Origin of the sequence: Kribbella qitaiheensis (assembly GCF_042657745.1) — a bacterium.
Taxonomy (GTDB): Bacteria; Actinomycetota; Actinomycetes; order Propionibacteriales; family Kribbellaceae; genus Kribbella; species Kribbella qitaiheensis.
Genome location: NZ_JBHSKE010000063.1, coordinates 1 through 22,325, shown reverse-complemented (window position 1 = coordinate 22,325; position 22,325 = coordinate 1). Strand labels below are relative to the sequence as shown.

The window sequence follows — 22,325 nt, the reverse complement described above, 5'->3', positions numbered from 1 at the left end:
CGCACTCCCAAGGCTTGTCCGCAGCCTTTCCAAACCCTGTGGACAACCACTCCGAACGCCGCAGACGGAGTACTTCGCTCTCCCGCCCCACGAGGTTCGCCCACCGGGCGCGGGGTTCGCCCAACGGGCGGGGGTTCGCCCCGGGGCGCGGGGTTCGCCCACCGGGCGGGGGGTTCGCCCACCGGCGCGGGGTTCGCCCCCGGGCGCGCGGTTCGCCCACCGGGCGGGGGGGTTCGCCCACCGGCGCGGGGTTCGCCCCCGGGCGCGCGGTTCGCCCACCGGGCGGGGGGGTTCGCCCACCGGCGCGGGGGGGTTCGCCCACCGGCGCGGGGTTCGCCCCCGGGCGCGCGGTTCGCCCAGTGGGCGCGGGGTTCGCCCAGTGGGCGCGGGGTTCGCCCCCGGGCGCGGGGTTTGCCCACCGGGCGGGCAGTGGGAGAACCCCGTCCGAAGGGGCTAACCCCGCCGAGCGGGGGGAGTGACCCCGATGAGGGGGCAGGTCGGCGTTGGGGGCTAGTGCGACTGGAGGTAGGCGAGTTGGGCTTGGACTGAGCGTTCGGCGGCGGGCCAGAGGGGGTGGGGGACGTCGGCGTAGACGTGCTCCACGATGGCTTCCGGGGTGGTGTGGCCGGCGGCGACGGCTTCGCGGACTTGGGTCAGGCGTTCGTGGCGGTGCTCTAGGTAGAAGGTGAGGACGGCGCTGGGGTCGTCGATGACCGGGCCGTGGCCTGGGAGTAGGCGGTCTACGCCGGCTGGGGAGTTGGCGAAGGCGCGGAGGCTTTCCAGCGACTCGAGGTAGGGGCCGAGGGCACCGTCCGGGTGGGCGACCACCGAGGTACCGCGGCCGAGCACGGTGTCGCCGGTCAGCAGGGAGCCGTCCTGCGGGAGCCAGAAGCAGACCGAGTCCATCGTGTGCCCGGGCGTCGGCAGTACTTCGATCCGCAACTCGCCGGAGGTGATCACGTCGCCCTCGGCGAGCCCGTGCGCGTGGTCGGTCGGAATCCGGAACGCCGGGTCCACCGACCGCACCGCGCTGTTGGCCCGCTGGGCGAACCACGCGGCGCCTTCGGAGTGGTCGAAGTGCCCGTGCGTCAGCAGCACCATCGACACAGTGCACCCGTACTGCGCGACTGCGTCGAGCACGGCGCGGAGGTGTTCCTCGAGCATCGGCCCGGGGTCCACCACGACGGCGGTGTCGGACTCGGGTGCCCGGAGGATCCAGGTGTTCGTGCCGTCCAGGGTCATCGGGCCGGGGTTGGCCGCGAGGACCCGGGACGCGTACGGGGTGACTGCCTCGACTGTCATGTGGTCTCCAGGTAGGCCTGGTCGTTCTCCACCCGGACGGTCGGGAGGATCGGCCGGACCTCGCGCTCGGTGGACGCCGCCAGCACGTCGGCGACAGCGTCGTACGGGATCAGGTCGCGGCAGCACAGGTACGTCGGCGGGAGCATCAGCATCTCGCCGGCCTCGACCGCCTGGACCGCGTCGGCCGGGTGGAGCCACGCGACCTGGTCGGACTCGCTCGTCACGTCGCGGGTCACCTGGCCCTCGGGGAGCGCGGCGACGAAGAACCGGGTGTCGTAGCGCCGCGGCTCGAACTCGGGGGTGATCCAGTGTGCCCAGACGCCGAGCAGGTCGGCCCGCAGTACGAGGCCACGTCGGTGCAGGAAGTCGGCGAAACCGAGCTCGCGGGACTCCAGCGCGACCCGGTCGGCCTCCCAGTCGTCGCCGGTGGTGTCGCCGACGACGGACTCGGTCGACGGGCCGGCCAGGAGTACGCCGGACTCCTCGAAGGTCTCCCGTACTGCGGCCGCGACGTACGCGGCGGCGGTCTCCGCGGAGCAACCGAGGCGCTCCCCGAACCACTCGGGCGACGGTCCGGACCACGAATCCGCGATCGACGAGTCGGTCGGATCCACCCGGCCGCCGGGGAACACGGTCATCCCCGCCGCGAACGCCATCGACTGCTGCCGCCGGAGCAGATAGAGCTCAGGGCCTTCGGAGGTGTCGCGCAGCAGGATCACCGTCGAAGCGGGGCGCGGCTCGGCCGCCTCCCGGCCTTCCCGCACGAACGACAACGCCTCCGCCGCCATCCGCCCGGACAGCAACTGCGCCTTCAGATCCCGAACCACCAAACCTCCAAATCGCTGAGCCGCTGCCCACCCACACGCTGCGCGCCCCTGGCACCCCGCCCTCCGGGCGGAGAACAAGAAGGAAGGGAGTGCCGGACGAGTGACCCGCCCGGAGTGCTCCCGCCTGGCGGGCGGGAGCGGGGGTCGGTCAGGCGACCTCGACGATCAGTTCGATTTCAACCGGGGCGTCCAGGGGGAGGACGGGGACGCCTACGGCGCTGCGGGCGTGTTGGCCGGCTTCGGCGAAGACGTGGCCGAGGAGCTCGGAGGCGCCGTTGGCGATCTGGGGCTGGCCGGTGAAGTCGGGGGTCGAGGCGATGAAGGCGACCACCTTGACGATCCGGGTGATGTTCGCCAGGTCGCCGATCTCGGACTTGATCGCGGCCAGGGCGTTGAGCGCGCACTGCTGGGCACACTCGACCGCCACCTCGGCGCTGACGCCGTCGCCGTTCTTGCCGGTGGCGATCAGGGCGCCCTCCCGCAGCGGCAGCTGGCCGGACGTGTAGACCAGGTTGCCGGTGCGCACCACGGGCACGTACGCGGCGACCGGCTTGGCGACCTCGGGCAGCTTCAGGCCGAGCTCGGCCAGCTTCTCCTCCGGGTGGCTCATGACTCGGTGATCTCCCGCTTCAGGTAGGCGACCAGCGTCTCCGGGTTCGGCCCCTGGATGACCTGGACCAGTTCCCAGCCGTCCTGCCCGAAGTTGTCGAGGATCTCCTTGGTCGAGTGGACCAGGAGTGGCGCGGTGAAGTACTCGAACTTCTTCATAGCTGGACTCTAACGGGCGGCACCCCCGGTGTGACGTGGCCTACGCCCTACGCTGGAGATCATGGCGAGGCTGCATGTGGTCACCGGCAAGGGCGGGACCGGCAAGACGACGGTGGCTGCTGCCATGGCGCTCGCGCTGGCCGACCAGGGCAAGCGGATCCTGCTGGTCGAGGTCGAGGGCCGGCAGGGACTCGCGCAGCTCTTCGACGTCCCGCCGCTCCCGTACGTCGAACGCCGGATCGCGGTGGGACCGGCCGGGGGCGAGGTGTTCGCGCTGGCGGTGGACGCCGAGGCGGCCCTGCTGGAGTACTTGGACATGTACTACCACCTCGGCCGGGCCGGAAAGGCGCTCGACAAGGTGGGCGCGGTCGACTTCGTCACCACGATCGCCCCGGGTCTGCGGGACGTGCTGCTGACCGGCAAGGTCTACGAGGCCACCCGGCGCAAGTCGCACGGCCGCCTCGCGTACGACGCCGTCGTCCTGGACGCGCCTCCCACCGGCCGGATCGGGCCGTTCCTGAACGTGAACCAGGAGGTGGCCGGCCTGGCCAAGGTCGGGCCGATCCGCAACCAGGCGGACGCCATCATGGGCATGCTCCGCTCCGATGTGACCCGAGTTCACCTGGTCACACTGCTGGAGGAGATGCCGGTCCAGGAGACGCTTGACGCGGTGGAACAGCTGGAGCAGCTGGACCTGCGGATCGGGTCGATCGTGGTGAACATGGTGCGCAACAGCCCGCTCGACGACGACGCGCTCGCCCTTGCGGTGAAGGAGAAACTCCCTGCCCCCGAGTTGACCCGCGGGCTCCGGGCGGCTGGTATCACCTACACCAAGGACATGGTCGCCACCTTGTCGAAGGAGGCCCGCGACCACGCCGTACGGGTCGGGCTGGAACGGGAGAACCGTGACCGGATCGATGCCCTGGGCAAGAAGGTGACCGAGGTGGCGTTGCTGCCGGACGGGATCGACCACGGCGCCCTGTTCGACCTGGCCGAGGAGCTGCGCTCGTGAGCACGCTGGACCTGGACGCGCTGATCGACGACCCCGGGACGCGCATCATCGTCACCTGCGGCGCCGGCGGCGTCGGCAAGACGACGACGGCCGCCGCCCTCGGCCTGCGAGCCGCCGAGCGCGGGCGCAAGGTTGTCGTACTGACCATCGATCCGGCCCGGAGGCTGGCCCAGTCGCTCGGCCTGACCGAGCTGGACAACACGCCTCGGGCCGTCGCCGACGTCGACCCGGCGAACGGCGGCCGGCTCGACGCGATGATGCTGGACATGAAGCGCACCTTCGACGAGGTGGTGCTCACCCACGCCACCCCGGAGAAGGCCGAGCAGATCCTGGCGAACCCGTTCTACGTCGCGCTGTCCTCGTCGTTCGCGGGGACGCAGGAGTACATGGCGATGGAGAAGCTCGGCCAGTTGCACAAACAGGCCGAGCGGACCGGCGACTGGGACCTGATCGTGGTCGACACCCCTCCATCGAGGTCGGCGCTGGACTTCCTGGACGCTCCGGAGCGGCTGGCCTCGCTGCTGGAAGGGCGGTTCCTGCGGCTGCTGCTAGCCCCCGCGCGGGGACCGCTGCGGCTGATGTCGGCCGGGGTGAACCTGGCGATGTCGGTGATGAACAAGGTGCTCGGCGCGCAGGTGCTCACCGATGTGCAGACGTTCGCGGCCGCCTTCGACACGCTGTTCGGCGGATTCCGGGAGCGGGCCGACAAGACGGTCGCGCTGCTGCGGGAGCCGCACACCGCCTTCCTGGTGGTCGCCGCGCCGCAGAACGACGCGCTGCGCGAGGCGTCGTACTTCACCGAGCGGTTGCGCGAGGAGCAGATGCCGCTGGCCGGCGTCGTGCTGAACCGGGTGACCACCACCCACGTCCCTGACCTGTCGGCCGAGCAGTCCCTGGCCGCGGCCGAGAAGCTCGAGGCCGCCGGCAAGTCCGAACTGACAGCGGCCGTCCTGCGGCTGCACGCCGACAAGATGCAGCAGGTGGTCAGCGACCGGAAACGCGCCGACCGGTTCCGCCGCGGCCACCGCGCGATCGCGACCGTCGACGTCCCGGCCCTGCCCGACGACGTCCACGACCTCACCGGCCTGCGTACCATCGGCGATCTCCTCACCGCCTGAAACCCGCGCTCGGTCACCGCTCGCCCACCGCTCCGTCACCACGACCTCACCGGCGGAAACCGGACGGTTCCAGGGTCTGTTTCACCGTCAGCGAACGCTCCGAAGGCCCGGGAATGACCTGATGAGGAGTGTGGTTGAGCCTGTCAGACTCAATCTTCAACAGAGGGTGTGACAGCGTGACAGAGACGTTGAACCTTCCCGTTCTCCCGCTAGACGACATCGTCGTACTGCCTGGAATGGTCGTACCGGTGCGCCTTGCGGACTCCGAGGCGCGCGCTGCCATCGACGCCGCGCAGGCTTCGGGCCAGGACCAGGTACTGCTGGTACCGCGCCTGGACGGGAAATATGCGAAGGCCGGAACGCTCGGTGAGATCGAGCAGATCGGCCGGTTGCCGGGCGGCGCCCAGGCAGCCGTGATCCGGGGTACCGCCCGGGTCCTGATCGGCGCGGGGACCACCGGTCCCGGCGCGGCCCTGTGGGTCGGCGCGACCGTGCTGGACGAATCCACTGACAACAAGTCCGCCGAGCTGGCTCGTGACTACAAGGCCCTGGTGACCACGGTGCTCGAGCGCCGGGAAGCCTGGCAGGTCATCGACTCGGTGAAGCAGGTGAACAACCCCGCGGAGCTGGCCGACCTGGCCGGTTACGCGTCGTACCTGAACAACGAGCAGAAGAGCTGGCTGCTGGAGACCCCTGACGTCTCCGAGCGGCTGACCAAGCTGATCGGCTGGGTGAAGGACCACCTCGCCGAGCTCGAGGTCTCCGAGACGATCCAGAAGGACGTCCAGGAGGGCATGGAGAAGCAGCAGCGGGAGTTCCTGCTGCGCCAGCAGATGGCCGCCATCCGCAAGGAACTGGCCGAGCTGGACGGCAAGGCCGAGTCCGAGGAAGAGGACTACCGCGCCCGCGTCGAGGCCGCTGACCTGCCCGAGCACGTCCAGAAGGCCGCGCTCGCCGAGGTCGACAAGCTGGAGCGTACGGCGGAGCAGTCCCCCGAGGTCGGCTGGATCCGGACCTGGCTGGACACCGTCCTGGAGCTGCCGTGGAACGAGCGGACCGAGGACGGCTACGACCTCCGTGAGGCACGGGCCATCCTGGACGCCGACCACGCGGGTCTGGACGACGTGAAGGAACGCATCACCGAGTACCTGGCCGTACGCCGCCGCAGGGCGGATCGTGGCCTTGGGGTGGTCGGCGGACGCCGCAGTGGCGCAGTACTGGCCCTGGTCGGTCCTCCTGGCGTCGGCAAGACCTCGCTGGGTGAGTCCGTTGCACGTGCGATGGGCCGGAAGTTCGTCCGGGTCGCCCTGGGTGGCGTCCGGGACGAGGCCGAGATCCGCGGTCACCGCCGCACGTACGTCGGGGCGCTGCCCGGGCGGATCGTGCGAGCGATCACCGAGGCGGGTTCGATGAACCCGGTGGTGCTGCTGGACGAGATCGACAAGGTGGGTGCGGACTACCGGGGTGACCCGACGGCCGCGCTGCTGGAGGTCCTCGACCCGGCGCAGAACCACACCTTCCGGGACCACTACCTGGAGGTCGAGCTGGACCTGTCCGACGTGGTCTTCCTGGCCACGGCGAACGTGCTCGACTCGATCCCGGCGCCGCTGCTGGACCGGATGGAACTGGTGCAGCTCGACGGCTACACCGAGGACGAGAAGGTCACCATCGCTCGCGACCACCTGCTCCCGCGTCAGCTGGACCGGGCCGGTCTGGCGGCCGAGGAGGTCACCATCGAGGACTCGGCGCTGCGGCTGCTGGCCGGCGAGTACACGCGAGAGGCCGGAGTACGGCAGCTCGAGCGTTCGATCGCCCGGGTGCTGCGCAAGGTCACCGCGAAGCTCGCCCTCGGCGAGACCTTCGAGGAGGGCGTGAAGATCGGCGCCGGGGAGCTGAAGAGCTACCTGGGTTCGCCGAAGTTCACGCCGGAGTCCGGCGAGCGTACTGCGCTGCCGGGTGTCGCGACGGGTCTGGCCGTGACGGGTGCCGGTGGTGACGTGCTCTTCATCGAGGCGTCGCTGGCGGACAAGGAGACCGGCCCGACCGGGGTCACGTTGACGGGGCAGCTCGGCGACGTGATGAAGGAGTCGGCGCAGATCGCCCTGTCGTACCTGCGGTCGCACGGTGCGGAACTGGGTCTGCCGGTGAGTGATCTCGCCGAGCGGAACACCCACATCCACGTACCGGCGGGCGCCGTTCCGAAGGATGGACCGTCGGCCGGTGTCACGATGACGACGGCGCTCGCGTCGCTGCTGTCGGGACGGCCGGTGCGCTCCGAGGTCGCGATGACCGGTGAGGTGTCGCTGACCGGCCGGGTGCTGCCGATCGGTGGGGTGAAGCAGAAGCTGCTCGCCGCCCACCGGGCCGGCCTGACCACCATCCTGATCCCGGCCCGGAACGAGCCGGACCTGGAGGATGTGCCCGAGTCGGTGCTGTCGGAGCTGACGGTTCACCCCGTGAGCGACGTCCGGCAGGTGCTCGAACTGGCCCTCGAACCGGCCCAGGTCGACGCCCGGCAGTTTGCCGCCTGACGCAGTAAGACGTAGTACCGGAAACGGCCGGACCACCCTCGCGGTGGTCCGGCCGTTTCGGCATTTCGGACCTTGAATAGACGTCCGGAACTACGCTCCGGTTGACGTGACATAAAACACATTCGAGGAGTTGGCGTGGCTCCCTGATCACGTAGGCTCTTGTCTCATGCGCGCAAGGGATAAGGGCGATCGGGGCGTCGTCCAGTCAGTGGTCCTGTTCCTGGGGGTGAGCGTTCTCTCGGGCGCTCTGGCAGCCGGCCTGGCGATTCCGTTCGCCGGCCTGGCAGGCTTCAGCACCGAGAAGACGGCAGAGACGCTGCAGGACCTGCCACAGGAGCTGAAAACCGTCCCACTGGCCCGGAACAGCAAGATCGTCGCCGCCGACGGCTCGCTGGTCGCCAACCTCTACGAGCAGAACCGGGTGCCGATCAAGCTCGCCCAGATCAACCCGATCATGCGCAAGGCGATCGTCGCGATCGAGGACGACCGGTTCTACGAGCACGGCGCGCTCGACGCGAAGGGCACGCTGCGAGCCCTGCTCCGCAACCAGACCGAGGGCGCGGTCCAGCAGGGTGGCTCCAGCATCACCCAGCAGTACGTGAAGCTGACCCTGATCGAGAAGGCGAACGCCGCCAACGACCCCGAGGCGATCCAGGCCGCGACGGCGGAGACCTACCAGCGCAAGGTCGCCGAGCTGCGGTACGCGGTCGCGGTCGAGAAGGAGTTCTCCAAGGACGAGATCCTGGAGAAGTACTTGAACCTCGCGAACTTCGGCGACGGCACGTACGGCGTCGAGGCCGCGGCCCGGCACTACTTCTCCACCAGCGCGGCGAAGCTGACCCTGCCGCAGGCCGCGATGCTCGCCGGTCTGGTGAAGAACCCCACCGGCTACGACCCGACGAACAACAAGAAGCGGGCCAAGGACCGGCGCGACGTCGTCCTGCGGCGCATGCAGGAACTGAACGTCATCTCCGCCAAGCAGGCCGCCGACGCGATCAAGACCCCGGTCATCAACCCGGCCAAGATCCAGCCGGTACCGAACGGCTGCGCCAACTCGAAGTACCCGTTCTACTGCGAGTACATCGTCTCCAAGCTGCTGGAGAACCCGGCCTTCGGCAAGACGACCAAGGCCCGCGACCACTACATCAAGACCGCCGGCATCCTGGTCAAGACCTCCCTCGACCCGAAGATCCAGGCCGCCGCGCAGAAGTCGATCAACGAGCACTCGAAGCCGACGGACCAGGCGATCGCGGCGGTCACGATGATCGAGCCGGGCACGGGTGTCGTCAAGGCGATGGCGCAGAGCCGGCCGTACGGCGCCGGCAAGAACCACACCGCGTACAACTACAACGTCGAGAAGTCCTACGCGGGCGGGTACGGCGGGTTCCAGAACGGTTCGACGATGAAGGCGTTCACCATCGCCGCCGCGATCCAGAAGGGCTTCCCGCTCAACCACCGGATCCAGTCCCCGCCGACGATCAACCTCAGCGGCAAGAAGTTCAGCACCTGCACCGGGACGACGTCGGACCCCGACTACAACCCGAGCAACTCGACCGAGGCCCACGGCGACCTGACCATGGTCGACGCCGCGCGCGCGTCGACCAACACCTACTTCCTGCAACTCTCGCAGCAGGTGGGTCTGTGCCCGATCGCGACGGTGGCGGCCGCTCTGGGCATGCATGACGCGCAGACCGGGCAGCCGCTCAAGCAGGTCGTGTCCATGACGCTCGGCGTCGACACGGTGACCCCGCTGATGCTCGCCAACGCCTACGCGACTTTCGCCGCTCGCGGCCTGTACTGCACGCCGCTGCTGATCACCTCGGTGACCAGCTACAACGGCAAGCCGATCAAGACGCCCCCGCCGAGCTGCAAGCAGGCGCTCGATCCCGCGGTCGCGGATGGCGTGAATGCCGTGCTGCACCAGGTGATGGAGCCGGGCGGCACCGGTGGACGGCTGAAGTTCGGCCCGAGCGACCTGGCCGGCAAGACCGGAACGATCAACGCCAACCTCGCCGTCTGGTTCGCGGGCTACTCCTCGAAGATGGCCGCCGCCTCGGTGGTGGCGGACGCGCAGCCGCCGTACAAGAACCTGATCGGCCAGACGCTCGACGGCAAGAAGATGAGCGACGCCTCGGGTTCCGGTACCGCCGGACCGGTCTGGCAGACCGCGATGGAAGGCGCTCTGAAGGGTCTGCCGACGACCCGCTTCACCGCACCGAGCGACAAGACCATGCGTGGTGACGTGAAGGATCTGCCGTTCGTGAACGGCAAGAGCCCGCAGGAGGCGGTCGGCATCCTGCAGCAGGCGGGCTTCCAGGCGGAGATCGCGCCGGGCCTGGTGGACTCGGAAGAGGCAGCAGGGACGGTGGCGTACACGAGCCCGCGGCAGCGTGACGGAGCCCCTGAGGGGACGAAGGTGCTGATCTACATCTCCAACGGGAGCAAGGGTGGGCAGCCGCCCAACCCGCCGAACACGCCTCCGACCATCGGCAAGCCGCCGCCACAGATCCCGAACTGTCCGCCTTGGCACCCGAAGTTCCCGAAGTGCGGTCGGTAGCCAAGTGAGAAGGGGCCTCGTCCAGTTGGACGAGGCCCCTTTCGCTTTCAGCCGGGGAGTGAGGTCAGGCGCCGAGTTGGCGCTTGACCTCCGCCGAGACGGTGCCGCCGTCGGCCTTGCCCTTGACCTTGGGCTGCAGGGCGCCCATCACCTTGCCGATGCCCCGCGGACCGAGCTCGGCGGCTCCGGTGGCGGCGATGGTCTCGGTCACGAGGGCGGTGATCTCCTCAGCGGTCAGCTGCTCCGGCAGGTACTCGGCGAGGATGTCCGCCTCCGCCTGCTCCTTGTCCGCCAGCTCTTCGCGGCCGGCCTCCCGGTACGCCGTGACGGACTCGCGGCGCTTCTTCGCCTCGGCTGTCAGCACGTCGAGGACCTCAGCGTCGGACAGCTCGCGGGCCTCCTTGCCGGCCACCTCCGCCTTCGTCACGGCCGTGAGCGCCATCCGCAGGGTCGACTTGCGGATCTCGTCGCGCGCCTTCAGGGCCGCGGTCATGTCGTCGTGCAGGCGCTGCTTCATCTCGGAGTTGGACATGCCCACGATTGTGGCAGGCTGGTGAAATGAGTTTCCGGGCGCTTGCCGCCACGACCTTGAAGACCGCTGCCGTCGTCACCGGCGTGGGCGCCGCCTGCGTCGCCTACGCCGCGGGCGTTGAGGTGCGGTGGTTCGCCCTGCGCAGGGTGACGGTGCCGGTGCTGCCGGTGGGCACCACCCCGGTCAAGGTGCTGCACCTGTCCGACCTGCACCTGATGCCGACCCAGGAGAAGAAGATCCGCTGGGTCCAGGAGCTCGCCGGGCTGGAGCCCGACCTGGTCGTGAACACCGGCGACAACCTCGCCCACCCCGACTCGGTGGCCCCGCTGCTGCGCGCGCACGGCGACCTGCTCGACCTGCCGGGCGTGTTCGTCTTCGGCTCCAACGACTACTGGAAGCCGCACTTCAAGAACCCGGGCAAGTACCTGCTGCCGGCCCACAAGCAGCGCCACAAGCCGCACGGCCCGGACCTCCCGTTCGAGAAGTTGCGCGCCGGCTTCACCCGGGCAGGTTGGCTCGACCTGAACAACGCGCGCTCGACCCTCAAGGTGAACGGCCTGCGGCTGGACTTCGCCGGCACCGACGACCCGCACATCAAGAAGGACCGGTACGGCGAGATCGCGGGCGAGGTGGACCCGGCGGCGGACCTGTCGATCGGAGTCACCCATGCGCCGTACCAGCGGGTGCTGAACGGCTTCACCGGCGACGGGTATCCGTTGATCCTTGCCGGGCACACCCATGGCGGACAGCTCGCCGTGCCGATCTACGGGGCGCTGGTGACGAACTGCGACCTGGACACCTCGCGGGTGAAGGGCCTGACCACCTGGGGCTACGACGGACGCCAGTCCGCGTTGCACGTCTCGGCCGGGCTCGGCACCTCGCCGTACGCGCCGGTGCGGTTCGCGTGCAGGCCGGAAGCGACGTTGCTCACACTCGTTCCGCGGGTCACCGACGTCGATGGATAACCCGATTTCGTCCCAGCGGTGGGCGCATGTAAGCTAACGCCGAATTCGGGCTGTGGCGCAGCTTGGTAGCGCGCGTCGTTCGGGACGACGAGGTCGCAGGTTCAAATCCTGTCAGCCCGACCACCGATCAGGGCCGGTCACTTTCGAGTGACCGGCCCTGATTGTTTCCGGCTCAGACCTGCCAGGTGGGACGCCACAGAGTGCGACCTAGGCTTGGCGACGTGAGCGTCTTGAAGCGGGTGGATCTCGGCGTGGTGGATTACGAGGTCGCGGGCAAGGACATGAAGACCTGGGTCGAGGAGCGGATCGCGGGTGAAGCCGAGGACAGGTTGTTCCTGCTGAGCCATCCGCCGGTGATCACGTACGGCCCAAGGACCTCCCTGGACGACTTGCCGGCCGAGACCGCGGCGATCCCGACGGTGGCGGTCGACCGGGGCGGCTTCGCGACGTACCACGGGCCCGGCCAGTTGGTCGGCTATCTGGTGATCGACCTGAAGCAGCGCGGCCCGGTGGACATCGTGCGCTGGGTCGAGAACGGCCTGATCGAGGCGCTCGGAACTCTCGGTTTCCCGCTGATCCGCCGGGACACTCCGAAGGGTGCGAGCAGCCTGGTCGGGGTGTGGACGGAGGACCACCGCAAGCTCTGCTCGATCGGGATGCGGATCCGCCGCGGCGTCACCAGTCATGGCTTCTCGATCAACCTCGACCCCGACATGAACGTCTTTCACACGTTCACTACGTGTGGACTGCACGACGTGACGATGGTCTCCCTTGCCGAACTGGCCACGGAGCTCGGCGTACCGGTGCCCACCGACGCCGTACTGCGGGATGCCGTGGCGGAGGCACTGGGCGCTTCCTGACGGACGGTGGCGCGGCTGTCGGTGGTTTGTCGGTAGCCTGCCGCAATGGGTGACGAGCGAGTCGAGGCCGAGGAGCCGGAGGGCGAGGTCGGTCCAGGCATGCCCGATGACCTGGAGGAGCTGCTCGAACAGGCCGACGAGGAAGCCGCGGAAGAGGCCGACGAAGGGCGTTTCGACGCCCCGCCGTTGCCGCCGCTGCTGATCCTCGCCGTGGTCGGACTGCTGGCCGGATTCGTCACGGTGGCGCTGGTCTGGCTGAGCGAGCGAGGCTGCGACCGGGTCCGGGACTCGCCGAACTGCGGCACAATGGGCTTCCCGCTGCTGGTGCTGACCGTGGTCGTGACGATCGTGCTGGCCGCTGTCACGCTGACCCGGCTGGCGATGCCACACCCGAAGCTGGTCGCCTTCCTCGGGGTCGCGTTCATGCTGCTGATCGTGCTCGCGTTCCTGTCGGACGACCTGTTCTCTACCTGGACCCTGCTCGTCGTCCCGGTGCTGACCGCTGTCACCTTTCTCGTCGCACACCTGATCGCCGGACGGTTGGAGCGAGCCGATGCCTGAACTCCCCCGCTACCAGTGCCACCGCGCCGGCACCACGCCGTCGCTCGACGGCACGCTGACGCACCCCGCCTGGGCCGATGCGCCCTGGACGGCCGACTTCGTCGACATCCGCGGCGACCAGCCCGCGCCCCGGTACCGGACCCGCGCGAAGCTGCTGTACGACGACGAATACCTGTACGTCGGCGCGCAACTGGAGGAACCGCACGTCTGGTCGACGATGGCGCAGCGCAACACCATGCTGTTCGAGGAGAACAACTTCGAGCTGTTCCTCGACCCGGACGGCGACGGCCTGAACTACTACGAGTTCGAGATCAACCCGCTCGGCACGATCTGGGAACTCACCCTGCCCATGCCGTATTCCGAGGGCGGCGTGGCGGTGGACCCGACGAACCTGCCGGGCCTGCGGACCGCGGTGCAGGTGGACGGGACGCTGAACGACCCGACGGACACAGACGGCGGTTGGTCGGTGGAATTCGCGCTGCCGTGGACCGACCTCGCGAGGTACAACAAGGGGCAGACGCCTCCGCGGCCCGGCGACGAGTGGCGGATGAACCTGATGCGGATCGAGTGGAACCACGAGGTCGTGGCCGGCGAGTACCGCAAGGGGAGCCAGCAGGACTTCTGGGTCTGGTCGCCGCAGTACCTGGTCGACATGCACAAGCCGGACCAGTGGGGCGTGCTCGAGTTCACCGCGTCCTGATCAGCCGGCTCGAGGGGTTCGTCCGCTCAGAGTGACCCCCGCCCGGGCGGCGATCCGGGGCGAGGTGACAATGAGTCATATGGCCGAGGATCTTCGCGCCCGGCGCGCGGCGCACCTGCTGGACCTGGTGCACCGCGCCGACCGGCGCCTGCGCGGGCCGGATCAGTTGCGCTGGGCAACATTGCTGCGGGCCGAGACCGGCGGCCTGGACTCGGCGATCCGCTGGTCCGCCGAGCACGATCCCCCGCTCGGCCTGCGGCTGGTCGCCGGACTGTCGACGTACTGGTGGATGCATGGTCTGCGCGGTGACGCAGCAAGGTCCGCGCGCTGCCTGCTGACGGCACTCGGGCCACAGGTGCCGGAAGGGCTCAGCGAGGAGTACCTGCTCGCGGTACTGCTGGCCACCGGTCAGCAGGATGACTCCGGGTTCGATCTGGCTGAGCACGTCGAGCAGGCTGCGTTGGTTGCGCAGAGCCTGGACGAGCCGTTCACGCACCCGGTGACCTTGCTGCTGTGGTCGATCGTGTTCGGGCCGTTCGTGGCGCCGGGGCAGGTCGCCGACGTGCTCGCGCGGAACACGACCAACCTCGACCCTTGGGCGCTGGCAGTGATCCAGCTGTGCGCCGGATACCCCCGGCTGACCGGCAGTGACCCTGACTTGTCCGAGAAGGCCCTGCAGGAGGCTCTGGCGCAGTTCCGGCTGATAGGAGACCGCTGGGGCATCTCACTGGCTCTGAGTGCCCTTGCGGAGCTCGCAGCCTGGTCCGGGCAGCAGGGGCTGTGCCAGGAGCTCACTGGCCAGGCTCTCGCCGTTACGGAGGAACTGGGTGCCGACGAGGACTCCTCGCTGCTGCTGTGCCGACGCGCGGACCTCCACCTGCGCCTGGGTGAACTACTTGCCGCCCGCAGGGACTACCAGCGCGCACTGCAACTAGCGAACGCGGCGGAGACCTGCGCGGCCGCTCGGATCGGCCTCGCCAGAGCAGCCCGGTACGGCGGGGATCTCCCGGCGGCCAGGGAGTTCGCGCTCGCGGCGCTGGAGGGGTGTCCCGACAACGGTGAGCTGGCCCGGACGGAGGCCCTCGGCGAACTGGAGGCGATCGCCACGGCCGAAGGTGACTCTGTGGCCCCGGCCACACCTGGCGACTCTCGCCGGATAACCGGGCGCTGGTTAGAGTCGGGCTGACCCAGCCCAGAGGTGCAACGGAGCAGCCTGATGGACAAGACGTACGACTCGCCGCAGGCCGCGGTCGACGACATCGGCGACGGCGCGAGCCTCGCGGTCGGCGGCTTCGGGCTGTGCGGAAACCCGATGCAGCTGATCAGCGCGATCCACGACAAGGGCGTGAGCGGGCTCAGCGTCGTCTCGAACAACTGCGGCGTCGACGACTGGGGTCTCGGCATCCTGCTCGCGGACAAGCGGATCGCCAAGATGACCTCGTCGTACGTCGGGGAGAACAAGGAGTTCGCCCGGCAGTTCCTGTCCGGCGAGCTGGAGGTCGAGCTGACCCCGCAGGGCACGCTGGCCGAGAAGCTCCGCGCCGGTGGCTGCGGGATCGCCGCCTTCTTCACGCTGGCGGGCGTCGGCACCCAGGTCGCGGACGGCGGGCTGCCGCAGAGGTACAACGAGGACGGCTCGGTCGCGAAGGCCTCGGAGCCGAAGGAGACCCGGGAGATCAACGGCACGACGTACGTGCTGGAGGAGTCGATCACCACCGACTTCGGCCTGGTGCACGCGCTGAAGGGCGACACCCACGGCAATCTGGTGTTCGACCGCAGCGCGCGGAACTTCAACCCGCTGGCCGCGATGGCCGGCCGGGTCACCATCGCGCAGGTCGAGGAGCTGGTCCAGCCTGGTGAGCTGAACCCCGACGAGATCCACCTGCCCGGCGTCTACGTCCAGCGCGTCGTTGCCGTCGGCAAGGACATCGAGAAGCGCATCGAGAAGCGCACGGTGCGACAATCAGTCCCCGCCCCACCGCCCCGGTCTGGCCAACCCCGCGAAGCCTACGAGGCTGCCCGCGAGAAGCTGGAGGCCTGAGATGCCACTCACCCGTGAGCAGATGGCAGCCCGCGCCGCCGCGGAGCTCGAGGACGGCTCGTACGTGAACCTGGGTATCGGCCTGCCGACCCTGGTACCGAACTACATCCCGGACGGCGTCACCGTCGTGCTGCAGAGCGAGAACGGCATCCTCGGCGTCGGGCCGTACCCGGTCGAGGGTGACGAGGACCCGGACCTGATCAACGCCGGCAAGGAGACCGTCACGACCTTGCCGGGCGCGTCCTTCTTCGACTCGTCGCTGTCCTTCGGGATGATCCGCGGCGGCGCCATCGACGCGGCCATCCTGGGTGCGATGCAGGTGTCGGCCACCGGCGACCTGTCGAACTGGATGATCCCCGGCAAGATGGTCAAGGGCATGGGCGGCGCGATGGACCTGGTGCACGGTGCCAAGAAGGTGATCGTGCTGATGGAGCACGTCGCCAAGGACGGCTCGCACAAGATCCTGCAGGAGTGCGACCTGCCCTACACCGGCCGCGGCGTGGTCGACCGGATCATCACCGACCTCGCGGTCCTCGACGTGACGGACGACGGCCTGCGGCTCGTCGAGCTCGCCGACGGGGTCACCTTCGACGAGCTCCAGGAGAAGACCGGAGCCCCGATCAAGCAGTGAGTCGCGCATCGTCCGGGCGCCTCTGCAAGTTCCTGCCGATCGCCCGGACGGTTCCACTTCTGACCGCGAACAGTGGTCGCGTCGTGACCATGTGTTGACTCTCCCGCCTGACCCCTTCCGCGCGGTGCCCTCGAAGGCCACCCTTGACCCCTGTCGGTTGTCGGCCTCGGTGAGGATGGAATGCATGGACCTGGATGTCTTCGTGATCGGCGGCGTGGGAATCGACACCATCGTGCGAGTGCCGGGGTTACCGCTGCCCGCCGAGGAGACGGTCCACGTCCAACCTGTTCAGTCCTACATCGGCCACACCGGCCACGGCGTCGTGCTCGGCTGTCACCAGCTCGGCCTGGCCACCGGACTCGCCGACGTGATCGGCGACGATCCCGAGGGCGCGCGGATCCGCTCGGCGTACGCAGAGCTCGGATTGCCGCTGGCGGTCGCTATCCACCCGAGCGGCACCCGGCGATCGGTCAACCTGGTCGGCCCGGACGGTCGCCGCCTCTCCCTGTACGACGGCCGGCAGCCGTGGGGGCTGCGGGTGGATCCGAACCTCTGGCGCGGCAACGTCGCGCGGGCCCGGCACGTGCACGTGTCGATCATGGACTTCGCGCGCTGGGCCCTGCCAGACGTGCTGGCCGCCGACTGCACGGTGTCCACCGACCTGCACGACTGGGACGGCGAGAACGAGTACCACCGGGACTTCGCGCAGACGGCGGACCTGGTCTTCGTGTCGACCAGTGCCCTGCAGGACAAGGCGATCGACTGGATCTTCGCGAGCGGCCGGGCCCAGGCGGTGATCGCGTTGGCCGGCTCCGAAGGCAGCTACCTCTACATCCGTGACGAGAAGGAGCCGGTGCACATTCCCGCAGTACAGATCCCAGGCCGTCCGGTCATCGACACGAACGGCGCCGGCGACGCCTATGTGTCTGCCTTCCTCACCACCTGGCTGGACGGAAGGAGCTACGAGGAAGCGGCCGAGGCAGGTTCCATCGCCGGCGCCTGGGCCTGCGGCTCCCCTGGCACCCACACCGACCTGATCACGGCCGAACAGCTGATGCTGCTGCGCGTCTAGCCGTCAGAGCTGTGCTGGGTCGATGGCCCTCGGAAACGATGCCGTCGACAACATCCGCTTGAAGCACGCGCAGCTTGCCGACGACCTGAACACCTGGGAGAAGCTCTCCCGTTCCACCGACCTCTGAGCCGGGTCAGCCGCGGGTCAGCGGTGGATGCAGGGTGGTGGCCGGGCCGCGGCGGAAGAGTTGCGCGGGCCGGCCACCGTCGCGTGTGGTGGTTGCGCCGAGGGGGGTGACGAAGCCGTCGGTCTTGGTGGCCTTGCGGTGGAAGTTGCGTGGGTCGAGCGGGACGCCCCAGACGGCCTCGTAGATCCCGCGTAACTCCGAGATGGTGAACTCGTCGGCGCAGAACGCGGTGGCCAGGGAGGAGTACTCCAGCTTGGCCCGGGCCCTTTCGACCGCGTCCGTGAGGATCCGGTGATGGTCGAACGCGAGCCGTTTCGTCGGGTCCTCCAGCACCTCGGCGACCGGCACCCACGAGGCCGACGCCGCATCCGTACCGGCCACCGGCGCGGGCAGGTCCGGGACGAGGGCCAGATAGGCGACGCTGATCACCCGGCCGCGCGGATCCCGGCCGGGTTCGCCGTACGTCGCGACCTGCTCGAGGTGGATCCGGTCGGAGAGCAGGCTGGTCTCCTCGCCCAGTTCGCGCCGGGCCGCCGCCTCCAGGTCCTCCTCGGGGCGGACGAATCCGCCCGGCAGCGCCCAGCGGCCCTTGTGCGGGGCGATCCCGCGGCGGATCAGCAACACCTCCAGCGAGCCGTCGCGAACGGTCAGGATGACCAGGTCGGCAGCCACGCCCAACGGCACGAAGTCCATGGTCGACCACTCTAATCGTCACCTTGACGAAAAGCGATCCAGGATCTTATCGTCAAGGTGACGACAATGGGATTCCCGAGCCGGCCGGGCAGATCCGGGCGGCGAGACAGGAGAACGACCGATGGCCGACATCACCCGGTTCCGCTTCATCAGCCACCTGCGGGCCAATCCGAGTACCCACGTGCGGCACCTGCGCAGCGGCAAGGTCGCGCACGACGGCGCCGGCCAGGCGTTCTGGTTCCGGGCGCTGAACTCGTCTCTGAGTGAGGTACCGATCGACGACCGCGAGCAGCCGCTGCTGTTCCACGGCCGGACGCTGGACTTCCAGGACGTGGTGGTGCAGGCGACCGTGACATACCGGGTGACCGACCCGGCGCTCGCCTCTACCCGGCTCGACTTCGGGATCGATCCGGACACCGGTCTGTGGCGGTCCACTCCGCTGGAGCAGCTCGGCGGCCTGTTGACCGAGCTCGCGCAGCAGACCGCGCTGGATCTGCTGGCCCGGCTGAACCTCACCCAGGCACTCTCCGAGGGGATGGCCTCGCTCCGGCTGGCGATGAGCACCGGGCTGCGTGAGGACCAGCGGCTCACCGGACTCGGGATCGGCGTGGAGGACGTCCGCGTGGTCGCAGTACGGGCCGAGAGCGACGTGGAACGCGCGCTGCAGACTCCCACCCGGGAGATGGTCCAGCAGGCCGCGGACAAGGCGACGTACGAGCGACGGGCGATGGCCGTCGAGCGGGAGCGGTCGATCGCCGAGAACGAACTGCAGAACCAGATCGAGCTGGCGCGGCGCGAGGAACAACTGGTCACCCAGAAGGGGCAGAACGAGCGTCAGCGCGCGACCGAGGCCGCCGCTGCCGGGCGGATCGAGACCGAGGCCGCGGCCGGTCGGCGACGGTCGCTGGCCGAGGCCGACGCCGACGCGAAGCGGGTGATCGGTTCGGCCGAGGCCGCGGCCGAGAAGGCGCTGCTGGAGGCCCACGCCGAGCTGGACCAGGGGATGATCCTCGCGATGGCCATCAAGCAGGGTGCGCTGCCGGAGATCGGCACGCTCAACCTGACGCCCGATCTGATCACCCCGCTGCTGACCAAGCTGACGGCTGGGGAACGGGCATGAGCCTGCCACCCCGGGCGGTCGTCGTACACCGGGCGACGGAGCTCACCGAGCTCGTCGCCCGGCACGGCACCCGTCAGCAGGCCGGCTTCTTCCTGTCCAGCCGGGGACGCGACCTGGCCGAGCTTGATGCGCGTCACCAGGCGCAGCAGGAGGCGCTGGCGACGGTGTCCGCCTCGATTCCGTTGGACTGGCGGCGGACCGTTGCTGAGCGCAACGACCTCGACCGTTTCGTCTTCGGTCCTGAGGATCTGGTGATCGCGGTCGGGCAGGACGGGCTGGTCGCGAACGTGGCGAAGTACCTCGACGGGCAGCCCGTGATCGGGATCAATCCGGAGCCCGGGCGCAACCCCGGAGTACTGGTGCCGCACGAGCCGGCCGCAGTACCGGAGTTGTTGCGCTCGAGCACCGTTGAGGAGCGGACGATGGTTGCCGCGAGCACCGATGACGGGCAGACGTTGCTTGCCTTGAACGAGGTGTATGTCGGGCACCGGAGCCACCAGTCGGCGCGGTACCGGCTGGCGTCACCCGAAGGGCTCGAGGAGAGGCAGTCGTCGAGCGGTCTGCTGGTCGGCACCGGAACAGGTTCCACGGGGTGGTGCCGGTCGGCGTGGCAGGAGCGGGGCAGCGGGCTGCGGTTGCCCTTGGCAACGGAGCGTGAGTTGTGCTGGTTCGTACGGGAGGCCTGGCCGTCGCCGGCGACCGGCACGAGCTGCACGGAAGGCCTGCTGTCGTTGGAAGATCGGCTCACCGTGACCGCCGAGGCCGACCTGGTCGTCTTCGGCGACGGCATCGAGTCGGACACGCTGACGATCACCTGGGGCCAGCGCCTCGACATCGCCGTAGCCGAGACCCGGCTCAGGTTGATGCGGTGAACCAGGCGAGCGGATCGTCCTCGACATCCGCTCCCAGGGCCGCGAGCGCGCCGACGACCAGGGTCCTACGGTAGGCGGCGTAGGTGAGGATGTGGGCGATCATTCCGGCCGCGGTGAAGATGTACGGCTCGCCGCCGGTGACGTCGACGAACGTCTCGTCGAAGCGGTCCTCGGCATCGATCCTTCGGACCGTCGCGACGAACGCCGGCCCGACCCGGTCCAACTGCTCGCGCAACTCCCCGAGTGTGCGCTCGCGCTCCTGCGTGACGTCGTACGGCTCGTTCGCCATCGCGCAGGTCCACATCTCCAACTGCCCGACCAACCGCGCGAGCACGGATCTGGGTGTGGGGTCGACATCGATGCTCATGACGGACAGTTCGATCGGCTTGTCCAGTTGAGGTTTGAGCTCCGATGGCAGTGCGCCTGCGGCGTCGAGCAACCGCCCGACCACGGCCGCGTGATGCTCGATCAGACCGGGGACGAAGTTCATCGACCTCACCTGCCTCCTTGCGGGCAGCCGCAGGCCGCCGGGTGGATAGAAATGCACGTCATTCGGAGCCGCCAGCAAGAACCCGGCCGCTGACCCCCGCCACACCGCAGGCGCAGTACCGAAGGCTCGCCGGAAGGCCCGAGTGAACGCCTCATGCGACGAGTAACCCGCCTCCACGGCTACATCCAGCACGCCGGCTTCAGTCGTCCTGAGCCGAAACGCGGCCCGCTCCAGCAACACCCGCCGCCGAAGCCGATCCGGAGCCTCCCCCGCGGCCGCACTGACCACTCGATCAAACTGAGCCCGCGACAGATGCAACCTGGCGGCGAGTTCGTCCCCAGCCACCTCCGGCTCATCAAGGCAGCCGGCCAGCACCTCGACAAACCTCCCGAACGCATCCTCCATGCCCCGATAGTGCCCGCTTCGCTTCCCTCGCGCTTGATCGATTTCCTCGCCCACCCTGGTGGACCAGGCAATGTCGGTGCTCGGGGCTAGCCTCTGCCTGGACCAAGGAGAGTGAAGCATCGATGGATCGACCGGTGAAGAACCGAATCGGCGGCAATTTCATCCCCGTTCGCGAGGTGGCGAAGGCGCATGACTGGTACCGCGGGCTGCTCGGGCTGCAGGCGGACGATCAGCCGCTGGACGGTCAGCACCTCAGTGTCATCCCGCTTCAGGGCGGCGGGGACCTGATTCTCGACGAGATGCCGATGTGGCGTGGCGACCGGCCGGACGCGCCACCGAGCTACCAGACTCCGGCGTTCATGTTCGACACCGACGACGTCCACGCGGCGCACGCCCATGTCCGGCACCACGGCGGCGACCTGGTCACCGACGTCCAGGAATCCGGCGAGCAGGGCTGGTTCGCCTTCCGCGATCTCGACGGCAACCTCCTGATGGTCTGCGGCGCCAACTCGCGCGGATCGAACGACGCCGAGACGGTTGCTTCAGGATCCTCAGAGCACGCGAGCGACGGCATTCGCCTGGTCGAATCCGATCCGATTCACGCCGTCGGGCTGGTGGCCACCTGCGCCGGCTCGGAGTTGAGCGTGGTGGTGCCGAGACTCTGGGGCCTGCTCCAAGATCGGCTGGGTGACATCGGCCAACGGTCTGAGCCGGGTCGGCAGCTGAGCATCTTCCTCGGCCGGCGAGGAGAGATCTTCACGGAGCTCGTCGGTGTCGCCGTTCGAGAAGCTGCACCGACACCCGCGGGCATGGTGCGGATCGATGTCCCCGCCGGCAGGTATGCGGCGATCCACCACCGGGGTCCGGACGTGCAGGCGTCATACCGCCGCGTCTTCGACTGGGCCGATCAACAGCACCTCGCAATCGCGCCGCACGAGCCCGCCTTCCACCACATCGAGCGGTACCCCGAGCCACCGCTGCAAGGCGAACTGTCCTACGAGATCTGGGTCCGCCTCCAGGCGACCACCTGACCGCGCGTGCCTGACCGTTGCTAAGGAGGGGCGAGCGGCGTACGGAACGACAGACACCCCAGGTGTTAAGGGTGTCAAGCGGCGGTGGTTTGGGTGCGGTGTGCCCAGGC

Annotated in this window: 22 protein-coding genes and 1 tRNA gene; 16 read left to right on the top strand and 7 right to left on the bottom strand. The window is 69.0% G+C overall.

From position 1 onward, the window contains the following. Positions 1-510: 510 nt before the first annotated feature. The 4 genes from ACFPJ1_RS36435 to ACFPJ1_RS36420 form a co-directional block, all read right to left on the bottom strand. Positions 511-1,302 (bottom strand): MBL fold metallo-hydrolase, encoded by a 792-nt coding sequence (locus ACFPJ1_RS36435; protein WP_380110860.1) that lies wholly within the window; start codon positions 1,300-1,302, stop codon positions 511-513. Next, positions 1,299-2,129, bottom strand: a complete 831-nt coding sequence (locus tag ACFPJ1_RS36430; RefSeq protein WP_380110859.1) for an NUDIX hydrolase — start codon at positions 2,127-2,129, stop codon at positions 1,299-1,301. Before ACFPJ1_RS36430 ends, ACFPJ1_RS36435 begins: the two co-directional genes overlap by 4 nt. A gap of 148 nt (positions 2,130-2,277) precedes the next feature. After that, entirely contained in the window at positions 2,278-2,739 is a 462-nt protein-coding gene (locus ACFPJ1_RS36425; protein ID WP_380110858.1) for a RidA family protein, read from the bottom strand. Then, the gene (locus tag ACFPJ1_RS36420) at positions 2,736-2,897 is read right to left on the bottom strand and encodes a DUF4177 domain-containing protein (protein ID WP_132190429.1); all 162 of its coding nucleotides are present in this window, start codon (positions 2,895-2,897) and stop codon (positions 2,736-2,738) included. The genes ACFPJ1_RS36425 and ACFPJ1_RS36420 overlap by 4 nt, the downstream gene beginning before the upstream one ends. Positions 2,898-2,958: 61 nt before the next feature. On the opposite strand from ACFPJ1_RS36420, the gene bagA reads away from it, so the two are divergent. From bagA to ACFPJ1_RS36400, 4 genes are all read left to right on the top strand, one after another. Further along, on the top strand, positions 2,959-3,909 hold the full coding sequence (gene bagA, locus ACFPJ1_RS36415; protein WP_380110857.1) for an ATPase BagA: 951 nt from the start codon (positions 2,959-2,961) through the stop codon (positions 3,907-3,909). After that, entirely contained in the window at positions 3,906-5,027 is a 1,122-nt protein-coding gene (gene bagB / locus ACFPJ1_RS36410) for an ArsA family ATPase (RefSeq protein ID WP_380110856.1), read from the top strand. The genes bagA and bagB overlap by 4 nt, the downstream gene beginning before the upstream one ends. A gap of 176 nt (positions 5,028-5,203) precedes the next feature. Continuing rightward, on the top strand, positions 5,204-7,558 hold the full coding sequence (gene lon, locus ACFPJ1_RS36405; RefSeq protein ID WP_380110855.1) for an endopeptidase La: 2,355 nt from the start codon (positions 5,204-5,206) through the stop codon (positions 7,556-7,558). A 166-nt stretch (positions 7,559-7,724) separates the two neighbouring features. Next, entirely contained in the window at positions 7,725-10,115 is a 2,391-nt protein-coding gene (locus ACFPJ1_RS36400) for a penicillin-binding protein (RefSeq protein ID WP_380110854.1), read from the top strand. 64 nt (positions 10,116-10,179) lie between these two features. On the opposite strand, the gene ACFPJ1_RS36395 is transcribed toward ACFPJ1_RS36400, so the two are convergent. Continuing rightward, on the bottom strand, positions 10,180-10,647 hold the full coding sequence (locus ACFPJ1_RS36395) for a GatB/YqeY domain-containing protein (protein ID WP_380110853.1): 468 nt from the start codon (positions 10,645-10,647) through the stop codon (positions 10,180-10,182). A gap of 26 nt (positions 10,648-10,673) precedes the next feature. On the opposite strand from ACFPJ1_RS36395, the gene ACFPJ1_RS36390 reads away from it, so the two are divergent. From ACFPJ1_RS36390 to ACFPJ1_RS36350, 9 genes are all read left to right on the top strand, one after another. Continuing rightward, positions 10,674-11,612, top strand: coding sequence for a metallophosphoesterase (locus ACFPJ1_RS36390; protein ID WP_380110852.1), 939 nt, complete (start codon positions 10,674-10,676; stop codon positions 11,610-11,612). A gap of 46 nt (positions 11,613-11,658) precedes the next feature. Further along, positions 11,659-11,735, top strand: a tRNA-Pro gene (locus ACFPJ1_RS36385). Positions 11,736-11,833: 98 nt separating this feature from the next. Continuing rightward, positions 11,834-12,472 carry a lipoyl(octanoyl) transferase LipB gene (lipB, locus tag ACFPJ1_RS36380; protein WP_380110851.1) on the top strand — a complete coding sequence of 213 codons (639 nt, stop codon included), beginning with the start codon at positions 11,834-11,836 and terminating at the stop codon, positions 12,470-12,472. Between the two features lie 45 nt (positions 12,473-12,517). Further along, positions 12,518-13,033, top strand: a complete 516-nt coding sequence (locus tag ACFPJ1_RS36375) for a hypothetical protein (protein ID WP_380110850.1) — start codon at positions 12,518-12,520, stop codon at positions 13,031-13,033. Then, the gene (locus tag ACFPJ1_RS36370; RefSeq protein WP_380110849.1) at positions 13,026-13,733 is read left to right on the top strand and encodes a carbohydrate-binding family 9-like protein; all 708 of its coding nucleotides are present in this window, start codon (positions 13,026-13,028) and stop codon (positions 13,731-13,733) included. The genes ACFPJ1_RS36375 and ACFPJ1_RS36370 overlap by 8 nt, the downstream gene beginning before the upstream one ends. A gap of 79 nt (positions 13,734-13,812) precedes the next feature. Beyond that, on the top strand, positions 13,813-14,919 hold the full coding sequence (locus ACFPJ1_RS36365; RefSeq protein ID WP_380110848.1) for a hypothetical protein: 1,107 nt from the start codon (positions 13,813-13,815) through the stop codon (positions 14,917-14,919). Positions 14,920-14,949: 30 nt separating this feature from the next. Beyond that, positions 14,950-15,774: a CoA transferase subunit A gene (locus ACFPJ1_RS36360; RefSeq protein ID WP_380110847.1), complete on the top strand. Its 825-nt coding sequence runs from the start codon at positions 14,950-14,952 to the stop codon at positions 15,772-15,774. 1 nt (position 15,775) lies between these two features. After that, positions 15,776-16,405 carry a CoA transferase subunit B gene (locus ACFPJ1_RS36355; RefSeq protein ID WP_380110846.1) on the top strand — a complete coding sequence of 210 codons (630 nt, stop codon included), beginning with the start codon at positions 15,776-15,778 and terminating at the stop codon, positions 16,403-16,405. Positions 16,406-16,589: 184 nt separating this feature from the next. Beyond that, positions 16,590-17,477, top strand: coding sequence for a carbohydrate kinase family protein (locus ACFPJ1_RS36350; protein ID WP_380110845.1), 888 nt, complete (start codon positions 16,590-16,592; stop codon positions 17,475-17,477). A 133-nt stretch (positions 17,478-17,610) separates the two neighbouring features. Here the strand turns inward: ACFPJ1_RS36350 and ACFPJ1_RS36345 are convergent, their stop codons facing one another. Further along, positions 17,611-18,297, bottom strand: a complete 687-nt coding sequence (locus ACFPJ1_RS36345) for an NUDIX hydrolase (protein WP_380110844.1) — start codon at positions 18,295-18,297, stop codon at positions 17,611-17,613. A gap of 121 nt (positions 18,298-18,418) precedes the next feature. Here ACFPJ1_RS36345 and ACFPJ1_RS36340 point away from each other — a divergent pair, with 121 nt between their 5' ends. After that, a complete protein-coding gene (locus ACFPJ1_RS36340; protein ID WP_380110843.1) occupies positions 18,419-19,417 on the top strand; it encodes an SPFH domain-containing protein in 999 nt (332 codons plus the stop codon). After that, positions 19,414-20,289, top strand: coding sequence for an NAD(+)/NADH kinase (locus ACFPJ1_RS36335; protein WP_380110842.1), 876 nt, complete (start codon positions 19,414-19,416; stop codon positions 20,287-20,289). The genes ACFPJ1_RS36340 and ACFPJ1_RS36335 overlap by 4 nt, the downstream gene beginning before the upstream one ends. Here the strand turns inward: ACFPJ1_RS36335 and ACFPJ1_RS36330 are convergent. After that, positions 20,273-21,184 carry a helix-turn-helix domain-containing protein gene (locus ACFPJ1_RS36330; protein ID WP_380110841.1) on the bottom strand — a complete coding sequence of 304 codons (912 nt, stop codon included), beginning with the start codon at positions 21,182-21,184 and terminating at the stop codon, positions 20,273-20,275. The two genes, ACFPJ1_RS36335 and ACFPJ1_RS36330, sit on opposite strands and share 17 nt — an antisense overlap. Before the next feature lie 134 nt (positions 21,185-21,318). On the opposite strand from ACFPJ1_RS36330, the gene ACFPJ1_RS36325 reads away from it, so the two are divergent. Continuing rightward, entirely contained in the window at positions 21,319-22,215 is an 897-nt protein-coding gene (locus tag ACFPJ1_RS36325) for a GyrI-like domain-containing protein (RefSeq protein WP_380110840.1), read from the top strand. Positions 22,216-22,325: the final 110 nt, after the last annotated feature.

What these genes read in the sequence shown, in the direction of transcription:
- ACFPJ1_RS36435 (WP_380110860.1), bottom strand. Translation starts at nt 1,302, where the DNA reads ATGACAGTCGAGGCAGTCACCCCGTACGCGTCCCGGGTCCTCGCGGCC.
- ACFPJ1_RS36425 (WP_380110858.1), bottom strand. Translation starts at nt 2,739, where the DNA reads ATGAGCCACCCGGAGGAGAAGCTGGCCGAGCTCGGCCTGAAGCTGCCC.
- ACFPJ1_RS36420 (WP_132190429.1), bottom strand. Translation starts at nt 2,897, where the DNA reads ATGAAGAAGTTCGAGTACTTCACCGCGCCACTCCTGGTCCACTCGACC.
- bagA (WP_380110857.1), top strand. Translation starts at nt 2,959, where the DNA reads ATGGCGAGGCTGCATGTGGTCACCGGCAAGGGCGGGACCGGCAAGACG.
- ACFPJ1_RS36400 (WP_380110854.1), top strand. Translation starts at nt 7,725, where the DNA reads ATGCGCGCAAGGGATAAGGGCGATCGGGGCGTCGTCCAGTCAGTGGTC.
- ACFPJ1_RS36395 (WP_380110853.1), bottom strand. Translation starts at nt 10,647, where the DNA reads ATGTCCAACTCCGAGATGAAGCAGCGCCTGCACGACGACATGACCGCG.
- ACFPJ1_RS36390 (WP_380110852.1), top strand. Translation starts at nt 10,674, where the DNA reads ATGAGTTTCCGGGCGCTTGCCGCCACGACCTTGAAGACCGCTGCCGTC.
- ACFPJ1_RS36375 (WP_380110850.1), top strand. Translation starts at nt 12,518, where the DNA reads ATGGGTGACGAGCGAGTCGAGGCCGAGGAGCCGGAGGGCGAGGTCGGT.
- ACFPJ1_RS36370 (WP_380110849.1), top strand. Translation starts at nt 13,026, where the DNA reads ATGCCTGAACTCCCCCGCTACCAGTGCCACCGCGCCGGCACCACGCCG.
- ACFPJ1_RS36365 (WP_380110848.1), top strand. Translation starts at nt 13,813, where the DNA reads ATGGCCGAGGATCTTCGCGCCCGGCGCGCGGCGCACCTGCTGGACCTG.
- ACFPJ1_RS36360 (WP_380110847.1), top strand. Translation starts at nt 14,950, where the DNA reads ATGGACAAGACGTACGACTCGCCGCAGGCCGCGGTCGACGACATCGGC.
- ACFPJ1_RS36355 (WP_380110846.1), top strand. Translation starts at nt 15,776, where the DNA reads ATGCCACTCACCCGTGAGCAGATGGCAGCCCGCGCCGCCGCGGAGCTC.
- ACFPJ1_RS36350 (WP_380110845.1), top strand. Translation starts at nt 16,590, where the DNA reads ATGGACCTGGATGTCTTCGTGATCGGCGGCGTGGGAATCGACACCATC.
- ACFPJ1_RS36345 (WP_380110844.1), bottom strand. Translation starts at nt 18,297, where the DNA reads ATGGACTTCGTGCCGTTGGGCGTGGCTGCCGACCTGGTCATCCTGACC.
- ACFPJ1_RS36340 (WP_380110843.1), top strand. Translation starts at nt 18,419, where the DNA reads ATGGCCGACATCACCCGGTTCCGCTTCATCAGCCACCTGCGGGCCAAT.
- ACFPJ1_RS36335 (WP_380110842.1), top strand. Translation starts at nt 19,414, where the DNA reads ATGAGCCTGCCACCCCGGGCGGTCGTCGTACACCGGGCGACGGAGCTC.
- ACFPJ1_RS36330 (WP_380110841.1), bottom strand. Translation starts at nt 21,184, where the DNA reads ATGGAGGATGCGTTCGGGAGGTTTGTCGAGGTGCTGGCCGGCTGCCTT.